The organism is Dickeya sp. ws52 (assembly GCF_007210685.1).
GTDB classification, from domain to species: Bacteria; Pseudomonadota; Gammaproteobacteria; order Enterobacterales; family Enterobacteriaceae; genus Dickeya; species Dickeya chrysanthemi.
Genome location: NZ_SZVX01000007.1, coordinates 43779 through 59450, shown reverse-complemented (window position 1 = coordinate 59450; position 15672 = coordinate 43779). Strand labels below are relative to the sequence as shown.

The 15672-nt window shown below is 54.7% G+C and carries 14 protein-coding genes; 3 read left to right on the top strand and 11 right to left on the bottom strand.

What is annotated here, in order from left to right:
• Positions 1-67 precede the first annotated feature (67 nt).
• The 10 genes from arnF to FDP13_RS08410 all read right to left on the bottom strand — a co-directional run bounded on the left by arnF (position 68) and on the right by FDP13_RS08410 (position 10076).
• The gene (gene arnF, locus FDP13_RS08455; RefSeq protein WP_143839199.1) at positions 68-466 is read right to left on the bottom strand and encodes a 4-amino-4-deoxy-L-arabinose-phosphoundecaprenol flippase subunit ArnF; all 399 of its coding nucleotides are present in this window, start codon (positions 464-466) and stop codon (positions 68-70) included.
• Complete coding sequence (gene arnE / locus FDP13_RS08450) at positions 463-804, bottom strand: 4-amino-4-deoxy-L-arabinose-phosphoundecaprenol flippase subunit ArnE (protein WP_027713634.1); 342 nt, start codon at positions 802-804, stop codon at positions 463-465. Before arnE ends, arnF begins: the two co-directional genes overlap by 4 nt.
• Positions 801-2459, bottom strand: a complete 1659-nt coding sequence (gene arnT, locus FDP13_RS08445; RefSeq protein WP_143839198.1) for a lipid IV(A) 4-amino-4-deoxy-L-arabinosyltransferase — start codon at positions 2457-2459, stop codon at positions 801-803. Before arnT ends, arnE begins: the two co-directional genes overlap by 4 nt.
• Complete coding sequence (arnD, locus tag FDP13_RS08440) at positions 2459-3358, bottom strand: 4-deoxy-4-formamido-L-arabinose-phosphoundecaprenol deformylase (RefSeq protein ID WP_143839197.1); 900 nt, start codon at positions 3356-3358, stop codon at positions 2459-2461. The genes arnT and arnD overlap by 1 nt, the downstream gene beginning before the upstream one ends.
• Entirely contained in the window at positions 3355-5346 is a 1992-nt protein-coding gene (gene arnA, locus FDP13_RS08435; protein ID WP_143839196.1) for a bifunctional UDP-4-amino-4-deoxy-L-arabinose formyltransferase/UDP-glucuronic acid oxidase ArnA, read from the bottom strand. The genes arnD and arnA overlap by 4 nt, the downstream gene beginning before the upstream one ends.
• Positions 5343-6326, bottom strand: coding sequence for an undecaprenyl-phosphate 4-deoxy-4-formamido-L-arabinose transferase (gene arnC, locus FDP13_RS08430; RefSeq protein ID WP_027713630.1), 984 nt, complete (start codon positions 6324-6326; stop codon positions 5343-5345). Before arnC ends, arnA begins: the two co-directional genes overlap by 4 nt.
• Positions 6326-7468: a UDP-4-amino-4-deoxy-L-arabinose aminotransferase gene (gene arnB, locus FDP13_RS08425; protein WP_015848507.1), complete on the bottom strand. Its 1143-nt coding sequence runs from the start codon at positions 7466-7468 to the stop codon at positions 6326-6328. The genes arnC and arnB overlap by 1 nt, the downstream gene beginning before the upstream one ends.
• 901 nt (positions 7469-8369) lie before the next feature.
• On the bottom strand, positions 8370-9029 hold the full coding sequence (locus FDP13_RS08420) for a DUF799 domain-containing protein (RefSeq protein WP_015848506.1): 660 nt from the start codon (positions 9027-9029) through the stop codon (positions 8370-8372).
• A gap of 3 nt (positions 9030-9032) precedes the next feature.
• Complete coding sequence (locus tag FDP13_RS08415) at positions 9033-9386, bottom strand: DUF4810 domain-containing protein (protein ID WP_015848505.1); 354 nt, start codon at positions 9384-9386, stop codon at positions 9033-9035.
• Between the two features lie 18 nt (positions 9387-9404).
• Positions 9405-10076: a CsgG/HfaB family protein gene (locus FDP13_RS08410; RefSeq protein WP_015848504.1), complete on the bottom strand. Its 672-nt coding sequence runs from the start codon at positions 10074-10076 to the stop codon at positions 9405-9407.
• 605 nt (positions 10077-10681) lie between these two features.
• Here FDP13_RS08410 and aegA point away from each other — a divergent pair.
• The 3 genes from aegA (at position 10682) to FDP13_RS08395 (ending at position 14261) form a co-directional block, all read left to right on the top strand.
• Positions 10682-12685: a formate-dependent uric acid utilization protein AegA gene (gene aegA / locus FDP13_RS08405; protein WP_033577626.1), complete on the top strand. Its 2004-nt coding sequence runs from the start codon at positions 10682-10684 to the stop codon at positions 12683-12685.
• Complete coding sequence (locus FDP13_RS08400) at positions 12682-13215, top strand: 4Fe-4S dicluster domain-containing protein (protein WP_027713627.1); 534 nt, start codon at positions 12682-12684, stop codon at positions 13213-13215. The genes aegA and FDP13_RS08400 overlap by 4 nt, the downstream gene beginning before the upstream one ends.
• A gap of 305 nt (positions 13216-13520) precedes the next feature.
• On the top strand, positions 13521-14261 hold the full coding sequence (locus FDP13_RS08395; protein ID WP_015848501.1) for a 4'-phosphopantetheinyl transferase superfamily protein: 741 nt from the start codon (positions 13521-13523) through the stop codon (positions 14259-14261).
• A 54-nt stretch (positions 14262-14315) separates the two neighbouring features.
• On the opposite strand, the gene FDP13_RS08390 is transcribed toward FDP13_RS08395, so the two are convergent.
• Positions 14316-15653 carry an NCS2 family permease gene (locus tag FDP13_RS08390; RefSeq protein WP_143839195.1) on the bottom strand — a complete coding sequence of 446 codons (1338 nt, stop codon included), beginning with the start codon at positions 15651-15653 and terminating at the stop codon, positions 14316-14318.
• Positions 15654-15672: the final 19 nt, after the last annotated feature.

Sequence of the window (15672 nt, the reverse complement as noted above, 5' to 3'; positions counted from 1 at the left end):
ATAACCGGGAAGTGAGGAATGGAAAAGAGAAACTGACGCCACCCGGCATCGTCATGTCAGACAGACATCAGGATTCATCATCCAGCTGTGAAGCCTGCCGGCTGCACACCAGCCATACGCCGGCAATAATCAGCGCGATAGCCAGCAACTTGCCGGTACTGAACGTATCGGGAAAAATAGGCAACGCCACCGCCAGTCCCCATACCAGTACGTAGCTAAGGCTCAACAAGGGGTAGGCTCGGCTTAGCGGCAGAAAGCGCAAGGCGTTAAACCAACTCAGCATCGAGAAAGCATAGGCTGCCAACCCCACCAGTACCGCAGCGGCGGCGATCGGTAACACCAGCATGGCGAACATAAACGGCAGCGGCTCCGTCAGCGAGGGCAATTGAGACATCCCCCATTTCATCGACAGCTGTGCTGCGCTGACCAGTAACACACTCAACAATGCCCATCCATAGCCTTTCACGCACTCCCTCCCATCAAAATGACACCGATAACAATCAGCACGATGCCTGCCCATTGACGCAAACTGATGGCTTCCCGCCACAGCCAACGCGCCGCCAGCGCCACCAGAATGAAATTCAGGCTCAGCATCGGATACGCCACACTGACCGCCACCCGTTGCAGCACCGCCAGCCACAATACCATCGCCAGCCCCAGCAGCAGCAGGCTTATCCCCATCCATAACAGAATATGGGCACGACGAGAACGGCCGCCGCTTTGCCAGCTGGCGGCCTGTTTCTGGCTAAGCTGACCGGCGCAGGTCAATAAACTGACCAGCAAAATCAGCAGGTAATTGATCATTGCTGACGATACCACAATAAGGCGACACGTCCTTTCCGGTCAGTGTAATCCGCTGGCGGTACGCCGGTGATCGGATCAGTTGCCGAAGAGAATATCAGCACCAGCGAGACATTACCTTCACGGCGATGCGCCGCCAGCCAGTCGGCAAATGCGCTGGCAGGCACCATGCGATCGGCGCTATCCGGATACGACAAGCCGTATTCCAGCTCGCCCTGATTATCGTACAGCAGAATATCGCTGCGCTTTTGTTCCCAGGCGGCGGCAGAGGCGATGCCAACGCTGTTCACCAGAATGTAGCGGCTCTGCGCCAGGTGGGACGCCACTTCGGGCGCACGCAGGAACCACTGCGGATGCTTGCTCTCCATCACCCGCTGCGGGATAGCCATGCCAATCAGCAACGCAATACCCAGCGGGCAGACCGCCGCCCAATGCCAGCGAGCGGCCGCCTGACGCGACGTCCACCAGCCGATCATCCCCCAGAACAGAAACGCCGCGATGCCCAGCGCCACCTTGACGGTTTCCTGCGGCTGATAGAGCGGGCGATGCGACAGCCCCCACGGCGCCAACACCAGCGCCACAATCAATGCGCACAGCACACCAAACGCCAGATTGATCCAACCGTTGATGGTCAGCACTCGCGGGTTCAGCAAGGTGGTGGCGCGTCGGGCCATCAGGATCGCCAGCGGTGCAAAACAAGGCAGAATGTACGTCGGCAGTTTCCCTTTAGCGATGCTGAAAAACAGCAACGGCATCACCACCCAACCCAGCAGATAGAAGACGCTGTTATCCTGACGCCGCTCACGCCAGCCCTGCAATAGTGACGACGGCAACAACGCCAGCCACGGCAGCACGCCCGCTATCAACACCGGCAAGTAATACCAGAACGGTGCTTTGTGCTGAGCGTTTTCGGAATCGGCAAAGCGCTGAATATGTTCAACCCAGAAGAAATAGTGCCAGAAATCCGGCTGCTGGCGCGCCACCGCCAGCGCCCACGGCAGCGAAACCACCACGGCGCTGACAATCGCCAGTGGGCCGTACAACAACACCTCTTTCCAGCGCCGCTCCAGCGTGACCCACGGCAGTACCGCAATCACCGGCACCGCCAGCGCCAGAAAGCCCTTGGTCATGAAGCCCATGCCGCACACCACGCCCAGCAGTAAATAACCACCGACTTTACTGCCGCGGGTGGTGGCCTGCGCGGCGCCCCAGAAGCTGCACATCGCCGCCGCCAACCACAGGGTGACGATAGGGTCGAGCACCGCATAAGTCCCGATGCCGTATACCAACAGACAGCTCAGATAGATAGCCATCGCCAGCAGTGAGGTGCGCCGTTGTTGCCATAGCCGTTGCGTCAGCCAGTAAATCAGCGCCGCCGTCAGCAAAATGGAGAACACCGAGCCGGCGCGCACACCGGCGTTGTTATCGCCCAGCAACCACTGGCCGATGTTATTCACCCAATAACCGGCAATCGGTTTTTCAAAATAGCGAATCCCCAGAAAATGTGGGGCAATCCAGTTACCGCCCGCCAGCATTTCCCGGCTGATTTCCGCGTAGCGGGTTTCATCCGGTTGCCATAACAGGCGGCCATTGAGGGGAATAAAGTAGTAGAGCAGTAACAACGCCAGCCATAGCGTTGTTTGACGTGCGTATTTCATCAGGCCGCCTCCACGGTCTGCTGACATCCCAACCAGCCATCGCGTCCGGCGAGGGAACCTCGCACCACGCGTCCGACCGGCAATGTAGTGGTATCGTCCGGCAGCAATTCGCTAAGCGGACAAAAGCGAATGCCTTCCTGTTCCGCCAGTGCCAGCAATTCGCTGAACTGATCGCTCATCACAATGCCTTCCACTTCGGCATGAATGGTATAGACCGGCGTACCTTGATCCTGATGGATTTTATCCAAAATATAGCGGTTGAAATCGGCGGCGCTGGTTTCCCGGCCGACCGCTTCATCCCAGGTGGGCAGCGTGACCGGAATCTGTACCGTACCGGTGCTGCCGTCGTTGAGCAGCGGGCGAAACGGCGCGGTGCCGCGGCAATCGCTGTTGTAGCGAAAGCCAAACCGCTGTTTGGCTTCTACCGCGGTTTGATCCGCACGCCAGCCGGCCACTGCCGAGCACACCACCGGCTCGCCGGTGATCGACTGCAACGCCTCGTAGGCCAGCCGGACCTGCTGTTCCATTTTGGCCTGATCCCATACCCCGGCCCAGGTTTGCCAGGCGAAGTGATCCCAGGCGTGCAGCCCGACTTCATGTTGCCGGGACGCCGCACGGATCGGGTCCGGCAGGCCGTGGCCGATCACCCTGCCCGGCCAGGCGGTGCCCGCCAGCAGGATATCCCAGCCATAGAGCGATGCCGCGCGCGAGCGCAGCATCTTCCACAAGAATACCGGGCGGATCAGGCGCCAGAGATGGCGCCCCATGTTGTCGGGACCGACGCTGAAGAAGAAGCTGGCCCGGACGCCATAGACGTCCAGCAGCTCCAGCAAACGGGGGACGCCCACCCGCGTGCCGCGCCAGGTATCAACGTCGATCCGTAACCCTACTTTTCTCATTCGCCGTCCTGACTGGATTGACCGGTTTCAACGGTCTGGAGGAAGAAGTCCAGCGTTTCCGCCACGGTTTTCTCCATCTCGATGGTCGGCTGCCAGTGCAACAAGCGCTTGGCGTTGCGGATGCTGGGCTTACGATGCTCCACATCCTGATAGCCTTTGCCGTAGTAGCTGCTGCTTTCTACTTCACGGAAACCGGCGAACGGCGGGAACTGGTTACGCAGCGGATGCTTCTCGAAGCTCTCCAACAGCATTTCCGCCAGTTGGCGAATACTCGCTTCGTTGTCCGGGTTACCGATGTTGATGATCTGGCCGTCGCACACGCCGTCTTTGTTCTCGATAATGCGGAACAATGCTTCGATACCGTCTTTAATGTCGGTAAAACAACGTTTCTGACGACCGCCGTCAACCAGCTTGATCGGCGAGCCTTCCACCAGATTCAGGATCAACTGGGTGATGGCGCGGGAACTGCCGATACGCGCGGCGTTCAGGTTATCCAGACGCGGCCCCATCCAGTTAAACGGGCGGAACAGGGTGAAACGCAGACCTTCTTTTTCGCCGTAAGCCCAGATAACGCGGTCCAGCAGTTGTTTGGATACCGAGTAAATCCAACGCTGTTTGTTGATAGGCCCGACGATCAGGTTGGAGTTGTCCTCGTCGAACACCGGGTCGGTACACATGCCGTACACCTCGGAGGTGGACGGGAAAATGATGCGTTTTTTGTACTTCACGCAGTCACGAATGGTTTTCAGGTTTTCTTCGAAATCCAGCTCGAACACGCGCAGCGGGTTACGGGTGTATTCAATCGGGGTGGCGATCGCCACCAGCGGCAACACCACGTCGCATTTCTTGATGTGGTACTCGATCCACTCGGAGTGAATGCTGATGTCCCCTTCCACGAAGTGGAAATGCGGGTTGCCGAGAAAACGTTCGATGGCATCGGAACTAATATCCAGACCGAACACCTCATAATTATCTTCCTGCAACAAACGCTCGGTCAGGTGGTTGCCGATAAAACCGTTCACCCCGAGGATCAATACGCGGGTGCGGCGTTTAACGCTCACCACCGGCGCGTTGTTGAGGATAGCGCCTGTCACCAGCCCCAGACTTTGAGCCAGTTGCGCGCCCTGCAAATAGATACCGTTGTCGCCCTGACCGGTGACGATCTCCAGCGCGTCGTTACCACAAGCGACCACCAGCGGCGAGGTGCTCAGCACGGTGCCCGGTTTGGCGGCGGCGAAATCAGTACGCACTTTCGCCTGCCAGATAATGAATTTCGTTGTGCCGACGAAGCTGAACGCGCCCGGCCACGGCTCGGTCACCGCACGCACCAGGTTGTACAGGGTATGCGCCGGCTTCTGCCACTCAATACGCCCGTCTTCCGGGGTACGGCGGCCCACATAAGTGGCCTGGCTCTCATCCTGCGCAATATCCTTCGCTTTACCGGCGGCGATGGCGGGCAAGGCGTCTTTCAGCAACTGCTCGGCGACATCACGCAGCTTGCGGTGCAGGCTCAGCGCGGTATCGCTCTCATCAATAGCCACACGCTGTTGCGCCACGATATTGCCGGCATCGGCGCGCGTCACCATACGGTGCAAGGTCACGCCGGTTTCGGTTTCGCCGTTGACCAGCGCCCAGTTCAGCGGCGCCCGGCCACGATAACGCGGCAGCAGCGAACCGTGCAGGTTATACGCGCCGTGCGTCGCGCTCTGCAAAATGGCATCACTCAGCAGGTGACGATAGTAGAAGGAGAAAATGACGTCCGGCGACATCGCGGCGATGCGCTCTACCCACAGCGGGTGATTAACGTCTTCCGGCGCAAAGACCGGAATGCCCAGCTCTGCGGCGGTACGGGCTACCGATCCAAAAAACTGATTTTCCGCGGGATTATCCGCATGGGTAAACACCGCCTCTATGGTATAGCCCGCTGCGACCAACGCGCGGAGTCCCACGCAGCCGAAATCATGATAGGCAAAAACAACAGCTTTCATTCTTCATTGTCCTGTTCAGAAAATCGTGGATCATTGCCAACAATACGTTGAATAAAATAACGAGGGCGCGCACGGACATCGTTGTAGATTCGTCCGATATATTCCCCCAGCAGGCCCATGCCGACGAACTGGGCGCCGATAAAAGAGAACAGGACGGCGAATAGCGTAAACACGCCGTCCGCCGCCCAAGCCGCACCGAAAAACAGCCGCAGCAGAATCAGCAATAACGCCAGCGTAAAACCGGAAATCGCAATCACGCTGCCGACCACACTCAACAAACGCAACGGCGTGGTAGTCAGGCAGGTCACCAGGTCGTACATCAGGTTAATCAGCTTCATGAAGCTATATTTGGAATCGCCGAATTCGCGCTCGGAATGACGCACCAGAATCTCGGTGGTGCGGCGGGCAAAGGTGTTGGCGAGAATCGGAATAAAGGTGCTGCGTTCATGGCAGTGCAACATCGCCTCGATGATATGGCGGCGATAGGCGCGCAACATACAGCCGTAATCGTTCATCGCCTTACCGGTTGTACGCTGGATCAAGTGATTGATCATGCGGGAGGCGGTTTTACGAAACCAACTGTCCTGGCGATTCTCACGGATGGTGCCCACCACGTCATACCCTTGTTCCGCCGTACTCACCAGCCGGGGAATCTCTTCCGGGGGGTTTTGCAGGTCGGCATCCAACGTGATGACAAGATCGCCCGATACATGACTGAACCCCGCCATGATCGCCGAATGTTGTCCGTAATTACGATTAAGGATCACCGCCACCACGTGGCTGCCCGGCGCTTGCGCGGCTTCAGTCAGCATTGCGGCCGAATTGTCGCTACTGCCGTCGTCTACCAGCAGAATTTCATAATCCTGACTCAGTTGCTCACAGGCGGTGGTAGTACGACGAATCAGTTCCGGCAGGCTTTCCTGCTCGTTGAAAACCGGAATGACTACCGAGACTTTATTGATTGCTTCCATGTCCGACATCAGTGTTTCCCCGCCAGTTCAGTCAATGCATCCACCACCCTGTCCACGTCTTCGTCGCGCATATCCGGGAACAACGGCAGAGAGCAGATGCGGGCCGAGTTCCAGTCGGTATTCGGCAGATGCAGGTTGGTGAAACGTTCGCGGTAATATTTTTGGGTATGAGCGGCGCGGAAATGCAGGCCAGTACCGATATTGCGCTCTTTTAACGCCTGCATCAGCCCATCGCGATCGATACCGCAACGCGCCTCATCCACTCGGATGATAAACAGGTGCCAGGCGTGCTGATGCGGCCATGACGGCAGCGACAGCGGCTGAAACGGCAACGAAGCCAGTTTTTGCAGATAACGCTGCGCCAGCGCTTCACGGCGGGCATTGTTGGCGGCCAGCTTGTTCAGCTGCACCAGCGCAATGGCGGCGCTGATATCCGGCAGGTTGTACTTGAAGCCCGGCGAAACCACTTCCGCCTGCGGCGCGCGCCCTTGAACCATGCGATCGAACGCGTCGACCGCCAGACCGTGGAATTTCAGGCTGCGAATACGGTTGGCCAGTTCGTCATCGTCCGTTACCACCAAACCGCCTTCAGCACAGGTCATATTTTTGATGGCATGGAAAGAGAAAATTGCCGTACCTTCACCACCGACGTGACGACCGCGGTAATAGGTGCCAGCCGCATGAGCCGCATCCTCAATCACCGGGATACCGTGACGACGCCCGATATCACGAATTGCGTCAATATCGGCCGGCGCACCGGCGTAGTGAACCGGAATGATGGCTTTGGTGCGGGGGGTAATGGCCGCTTCAATCGCTTGTGGCGTCACCATCAGGTTGTCGCGATCGACATCCACCATGACCGGCTCAGCGCCCAGCAGCACAATCATATTCAGGGTGGAAACCCAGGTCAGCGACGGGGTGATCACCTCATCGCCGGCACCAATCCCCATCGCCATCAGGGTGACGTGCATACCGCCGGTCGCGGAGCTGACCGCAATGGCGTGTTTCGCGCTGGTCAACGCTGCAAACTGTTGTTCCAGTTCCTGATTTTTAGGGCCAGTGGTAATCCATCCGGAACGAAGAACCTGCTCAACTGCGGCAAGTTCTTCCTCACCTAACGCGGGGCGTGAGAAAGGTAGAAAATCAGCCATGTAAAAATTCACTCTCAGGTTAAATCTTAAATCGATGATTGTTGGTGTGACGAGATAATTTTAAACACTCTGGTAACATCGCCATCCCGCCATCAGAATCGGATCTGGGAATAAATACGTCAGGGGAAACCACTCCTTAGGTTCTTGCGAAGCATAAGTAGAAAAGCAATGAGTGACAGAAATATGACTATCAATAATATCGCCCACCTGACTGTTAGCAGACGAGCATAACGAAGATTTCTTAGTTGAATATTAAGATGCTTCTTTTCAGTCGATGTTCAATCTGTAGACCGATGCTCAACCCTAAGAACTCAACGCAGGAAAAGGGTAGCAAGCTATGTTTAAACCCATCGTCAATAAAAATAGCGCTCGATAGCGACGACACCGATGAAACCGCATATAAACGCACGAAAAATAATAGTTTTTTGTGATAAAAATCACGCAGACATAAAAACCAAACAATAATTACGATCTCTTGCAATATTATTAATACTCACCGAAACAGAAATAAATTTTATTCATATACCCAAAATAATTCGAGTTGCAGGAAGGCGGCAAGAGAGTGAATCCCGATGAGCTTACTCAGGTAAGTGATTCGGGTGAACGAACGCAGCCAACGCACCTGCAACTTGAAGTATGACGGGTATATAATTTACCTATGTTGCTATGAAATAGCCCGACCGCAGAAATGAACCCAATTGATAGACAGTTCCGATAGCGGCAATGTGAACTACGACGGATATATATCCTTAATTATCATTAACAAAGCATAGCCAGGTTTTCCGATATGGCAATCAATCAGGGTAATATCGGATTCATCTGCTCGGAATTAGAGCCGTCATATAAAGAAAAAACCCGCCCATGTTGCCATGGACGGGTTTTGTTACATTATCAATAATGATTATTTAGCGTCTTTGCCATACATCGGCGAACGAGGCCCATATAACAAGGAAGAACCACCACCCGCCGTCAACAAGCGCGTACTGGTGATACCGGCAATATCATGGCCTTTATCGGTAATAGTATCGGCAATCTGCGCCACCGCAGCCTGCACCAACAAACCAACCACGCCGCCATTAGAATTCGACTGCTGTTCGCTGGTGGAAGCGGTCGCGCTACCTTTCCACAGCTCCTTGCCAGTACGCAGATCAACCAAACGTGCACTCGCGGTAACACGGGTTTCACTATTAACAACCCTATACTTTGAACCGTAATCAGTGATATCCAGGTACAACGCAGCATCCGCACCGAAAATCTGGTGCAACTTCGCGACGCTGACGGCGTGAATATCCTGAGCTGTCGTCAGGCCGTTCTGTTTGAACGTTTCGTCCGTCACGGCGACAGGCAACACATAATATCCAGACTCGGCTAACGGGTAGGTTACCTGGCTAAGAAAACTGGGGCCCGCTTTCACATCCGGAGAGTGGTTCAGCGGTGGTAGCACCAGAATAGTTCTCGGTTTGCTTTGCTTGAATGCTGTGTAGTCATAAGGTTGCGGCTTGGCGCACCCCGTAAGAACCAGAACACCCATCAGGCTGATTAATGCTAAAAAACGGTTCATTGATTATTTTCCTTTATTCTTGCTCAACAGAAAGTCCATGAAAGGGGCGGATTCGGGGAATAATGATTTTTCCGTCTCGAATTGCTGACGGGCATCCACACCGCGACCCGTTTTGGCATATAACAGGCCCAGTTGAGCATGTAATCCTGGCGGCACGGGCTTATTCTGTGATTTAGCAACGTCTAATGATTTCTGCAACGATGCGATCTGCTCTTCAGGGCTGGTCTTATCTTGCTGATAATATTGGTAAATTGTAGTCTGATAATTATCCCAGCTATAGATGGTCTTAGGTGCGGAAGCACATCCTGCCAGTAAAGTCGCCGTTAACAACAGCACAGTCTTTTTATTGAATAACATTATTATTTTCCCGTTCTTTTAATTCGATGGACGCCATGCGCCGCTTTCAATACCTGCAACCAAATTGTTGACCGCTTCACGAATCGCTAAATCCAGCACTTTGCCGTTCAGCGTTGAGTCATAACTAGCCGTACCGCCAAATCCGACGATTTCGCGGTTGGACAGAGCATACTCACCCGCACCCTGAACGGAATACACCACTTCAGAGGTCTGAACGTTCACGATGTTCAATGTGGTCTTGGCATAAGCAATCTGGGATTTACCTCTTCCCAAAATCCCCCACAGTTGCTGATCACCCACTTCTTTACGGCCGAATTCCGTAACGTCGCCGGTCACAACGTAATTGGCGCCTTTTAATGTCTGGGTCTGACCTTTAATGCCGGCTTCCGTTTTCAGCTCGTCCATATTGGTACGATCAAGCACATTAAAACGTCCCGTCTGCTGTAAGTGGCTGACAAGAATGGTTTTAGCCTGATTCCCCAAACGGTCTACACCATCAGAGAAAATGCCATTCATATAGTTGGTACGATTTTCAAATTTCCCAACTGAAATCGGGCTGCGGACGCCCTGATAAGACGTGTTGTAGGAGACGACTTTAGGCGTTTCCACTGTACGTGAGGATTCTGTAGCACATCCGCCCAACAACGTGGCGGAAATGACCATAGAACAAAAAACAGCCTTTTTATTCATAGACCAATCCCTTATTAATTTATTGTTAATACCGTTTGGTGAGCCTCATGAAGAGACCGATGCCTGATAGCGCCAGCATCCAGCCAACGGCAAAATCCATTATGCTTAACGTAAAGATAAGTAACCATATATTTCACGCAAAAAACTAATTCAAATATCATTTAAAAATATAAATATGCTCATGAGGATATTTCAGGTAATAAACCTTCTGCTATTTATTGCCCTTCGGGCGATATTTTTGTCTTTTTTGATAACTGCATGAAAATTTTTGGTTATTTTTACCCCACTTTATCTGTTCTATATCAAGATTCATGCCGACTCGAGCCGTTAGGATGAACTTCAGTAACTGAGGGGATCGTTATTTTTTCTCCTGACGAGACAGGTACCAGGCCCCTTCCAGAATCACTTTCTTAGTGACCCGCTCAGGCTGGTTTCGTCATCTTTCGTCTGCTTCGGCAGGCAACTCCGGCGCGACGCAGCCTGTAATCACAACAGACATCCCAAATTGACTGAGTAAGCACACACTTACTCAGTTCGATAAGGGCTCGCCTGAAAATGACCAGCGGATCATACGCACACCCATGCTGTACATGTCGGGAGAGGATATGAATCAGTTTGTTATCGCAAATGCGAAGGATTGTATCGGCTGTAATGCCTGCGAGATTGCCTGTGTGATTTCACATAATCACGGGCGCTATCCGGAAAATAGGGACGATTTTCACCCCCGAATAAGGGTGTTTCATCAGGGAGAACAGCATACGGCGGTGACCTGCCGTCATTGTGAAGATTCTCCCTGTGCGAAAGTGTGCCCCACACAAGCGCTGGTCAGAAAACAAGACGGCATTCAACTGGTCGCCGAAAAGTGCATCGGCTGCAAAACCTGTGTACTGGCCTGCCCGTTTGGCGCCATCACCGTCGAAAACCAGGCCCAGGGCGCCACCGCCCACAAATGCGACCTCTGTATCGGCCGCCCCGAAGGACAGGCTTGTGTGGAGGCCTGCCCAACACAGGCGCTTCAGCTTGTCAGTGAGCATTCACTAGAAGAACAGCGGCAAGAAAAACAGCGGCGTATGGCGCAAACCGGCATAATCGGTTTACCGCGCGCGATTCCCACGTTTGCCGGTACGACATGCCGCCCGCTGGACAAACGGAAAGACTGGCCGCGCCGGGATGCGGTGAAAAAACCGCTGGAAGACCGGGTGACTACGTTTAACGAGATCTATCACGGTTTCAGCGCCGAACACTCTCATGATCAGGCCAGCCGTTGCCTGCACTGCGGCCAGCACGCGGTCTGTGAATGGACGTGTCCGTTGCACAACAATATTCCCGCACTGCTGCAACTGGTGCAGGAAGGACGCATCCTCGATGCGGTTGAATTATCGCATCGCACCAGTAGCCTGCCGGAAATCTGCGGTCGGGTCTGCCCGCAAGACCGGTTATGCGAAGGCGCCTGTACGCTGGGTAAAGGTTACGGCGCCGTGACCGTGGGCAACATTGAACGTTACATCACCGATACGGCGATGAGCATGGGCTGGCAGCCGGACTTGAGCCAGGTGAAGCCGACCGGCAAACGGGCGGCCATCATCGGCGCCGGTCCCGCCGGTCTGGCCTGCGCCGATGTACTGGCGCGGCATGGCGTACAGGCGGTGGTCTTTGACCGGCATCCCGAAATCGGCGGATTACTGACATTCGGCATTCCCGCGTTCAAGCTGGATAAATCCGTCATGATCCGCCGCCGGGAAATATTCAGCGCGATGGGGATCGAGTTTCGCCTGAATACCGAAGTGGGAACCGACATAAGTATGGCGCAGCTGCTGGCGGAGTTCGACACGCTGTTTATTGGCGTCGGTACTTACCGTTCCATGAAGGCCGGGCTGGAAAATGAAGACGCGCCCGGCGTATACGACGCGCTGCCGTTCCTGATCGCCAACACCAAACAGGTCATGGATTTGCCGACATTACCCAATGAACCTTACGTCTCGATGCAAGGCAAGCGGGTGCTGGTGCTGGGCGGCGGCGATACCGCGATGGATTGCCTGCGCACATCAATCCGGCAGGGCGCGGAATCCGTCACCTGCGCTTATCGCCGTGATGAGGCCAACATGCCGGGCTCGCGTAAGGAAGTCAAAAATTCCCGGGAAGAAGGCGTGGAATTTCTTTTCAATGTTCAGCCACTCAAGATTTGTCTGGATGATAACGGGCAAGTGTGCGGCATCAGCCTGATTCGCACCGAAATGGGCGAGCCGGACGCCAGCGGCCGCCGCCGGCCCAAACCGGTGCCCGGATCTGAATTCGTGCAGCCGGCAGACGCGGTGATCACGGCGTTTGGTTTCCAGACGCACAGTATGCCGTGGTTGCAGGACGCCCATATCGCGCTGGATCGCTGGGGCCACATCACGACGGCGTCATTCGGTCATCGCCATCCCTGCCAGACCAGCCACCCTCAGGTGTTCGCCGGCGGCGATGCGGTGCGCGGCGCCGATCTGGTGGTCACCGCCATCGCCGATGGCCGTAAAGCTGCACAAGGTATGCTGCGGGTAATGGGACTGGAGAGCCAGGACATGTCGCTGCCGGTCAGGGTAGAGACTCAACAGGAGAATCGGCCATGAATCAGTTTGTGATTGCAGATGCCGCCAAGTGCATTGGCTGCCGTACCTGTGAAATCGCTTGCGCCGTCGCACATGCGGGCGGGAACCAACAAAAATTGCATAAATCGCACTTTTTTCCGCGCCTTAAAGTAATAAAAAATGCTAACGTGAGTATGCCAGTGCTGTGCCATCAGTGTGAAAACGCACCCTGTGCCAGCGTCTGTCCGCACGATGCACTGGTGCGACATCAAGACAGTATTCAGGTGATTCAATCGCGATGCATTGGCTGTAAAAGTTGCGTAATCGCCTGTCCGTTCGGCGCCATCAATGTGGTGACGCATACATTAGACGATGAGACATCTGCCCCATCGCCATCAGGCAGTGAAGTCCATAAATGCGACCTTTGCATCGGCGTTGCCGATAGCCCGTCTTGTGTACGCGTGTGCCCAACATCGGCGCTGACGCTGGTTACACCGCAGGCGCTGGCCGAGCGGGTTCATGAAAAACAGCAATGCTCCGCATGGAACCATGCGGATATCCGTTTGCGCTGATGCCTTTTGCCCGTGATGCCAAGGATGCCTTCACGGGCACGCCGCACAGACGGCGTCATTGCACCTGGTTGTTATGACATGATGTGATATCAGCCCGATTTTATTTCAAACAAAATAAAATCAGTTTTAATAAAAAGTGCTTTTTGACGTATTCTGCTCAAACAAGGATAATTATCGCCGATTTATCCGCCAGTTTCTCTTTGGTGCGGATATTTATCTGACCACTTGCGTCGGAAATAAACTTCACAGAGCAGTTATTCCACTAAAAACTATCAGGTTTTTTTCGTTGGCATCATGGAGTGAATATGACCTGTCATTTCGTCAGGTGGGCAAGCACGGAAGCGTTACCCGATCTGCAACGGTTATCGGATGACCTGATTTCATCCACGCACTGCTTTTCAGTAAAGCGCCGCGAGCGTTATCTGAAAAGCCGGGCGCTGTTGGCAGAAATGATGTTTTATTTCTTCGGTTATCCGGTACTTCCACCACTGATGGTCTCGCCGAACGGCAGACCTTGTTTTGTTGACCCGCATCTTCCCGACTTCAGCCTTGGCTACGCAGGAAATACCATCGCAATCCTGCTTAGCGAAGAGGGCAAAGTGGGGATGGACGTGGAAATCGTCCGCGTCTGGAATCGCGAAACGCCGTCGCATCTGCAAACGCAAACCCATGCGGAAAAAGCCTGGATTGACGCCCAGCTCGACCCGCTGGAAGCCGCCACCCAGTTGTGTACCATCCGCCAGTCGGTACTGAAAATCCCCGGTTTCAATGCCGGTGGTCCGGAATCGTTAAAACTGCACCCGGCGTCAGGCCGATTGCGGTCGCGACATATTCCTGACGTAGAGGTGATAAGCGATATCGATGATTATCTGGCCTGGGCTTGCGCCCATACGCCGCGCCTTGATCGGCTGGTAATGTGGAATTACACCTCGGCCTACGGTATGCGGAAATCCGGTGAAATCATCCAGCAACAACGCCAGTCACGACGTTATATCAAGCTGAGCAGCCACGCGACGGAAAATGCAGCGCCGCAATATGTGATGTAACAAGCGGGAAAACGGCAGCAAACTGCGAGCCGGGGCACCCCGGCTCGCCAGTGATTAATGGGCGTCGATAAAAATAATTTTCAGCAGGAACAGCACCGCTACGACGATGACGCAAGGGCTGATGTCGCGCCAGCGACCGGTCGCCGCCTTCATCACCGCGTAGGAAATGAAACCCAGCGCAATACCCTCCGTGATTGAGAAAGTGAACGGCATCATCACAGCGGTCACAAACGCCGGTACGGACTCGGTCAGATCATCCCATTTCACACGCGCCAGGCTGGATGTCATCAACACACCGACGTAAATCAGCGCGCCGGCCGCGGCATAGGCCGGCACCATCCCTGCCAGCGGCGACAGGAACATCACCAGCAGGAACAGAATCCCCACCACCACCGCCGTCAGGCCGGTACGACCACCGATGGACACGCCGGAGGAGCTCTCGATATACGCCGTCACGGACGACGTACCAATGAACGACCCCAGCACCGAACTGATGCTATCCACATACAGCGCTTGTTTCATCTGCGGGAATTTACCACGAGCGTCCACCAGGCCGGCTTTGTCGGTCACGCCAATCAGGGTGCCGGAAGAGTCAAACAGGTTCACCAGCATGAAGGAGAAAATCACCCCGGACAGGCCCAGATTCAGCGACCCGGCCAGATCGACCTGCCCTACCACATTACTGACGCTCGGCGGCATGGAAAATACGCCGGTGAATTTTACATCCCCCAGCAGCGCGCCCAGCAAGGTGGTAACCGCGATGGAGATCAGCACCGCCGCATGAATATTGCGGGAGGCCAGCACCACGATAATGAAAAAGCCCAATGCGCCCAGCAGCACGCTATGTGAGGTCAGTTTACCAACCGAGACCAGCGTTTCCGGGTTCGGCACGATAATCCCGGCATTTTTCAGCCCGATCATTGCGATAAACAGACCGATACCGCTGGCAATACCCAAGCGCAAGCTGAGCGGAATATTGGCGATCATCCAGTAGCGAACCTGGAATATCGTCAACAACAAGAAACCGACCGAACCCCAGAAAATAGCGCCCATCGCCACCTGCCACGGCAGGCCCATAGTACCGACCACCACAAAAGCGAAAAAGGCATTCAGGCCCATCGCCGGTGCCAGCGCCACCGGCAGGTTGGCCAACAGGCCCATAAAAATACTACCAAAAGCGGCGATCAGACAGGTGGTGACGAACACCGCTTTGGTGTCCATCCCGGCTGCGCCCAGAATCTGCGGGTTGACGAAAACGATATACACCATCGTCAGGAAGGTGGTGAACCCGGCGATAGTCTCGGTACGAGCGGTAGTGCCGTGCTGCTTGAGTTTAAACACACGACCCAGCAGCCCCTGCTCAACAGAGGAACCAGACTGAGATTTATCCATGATAAATGACCCAAAGAGA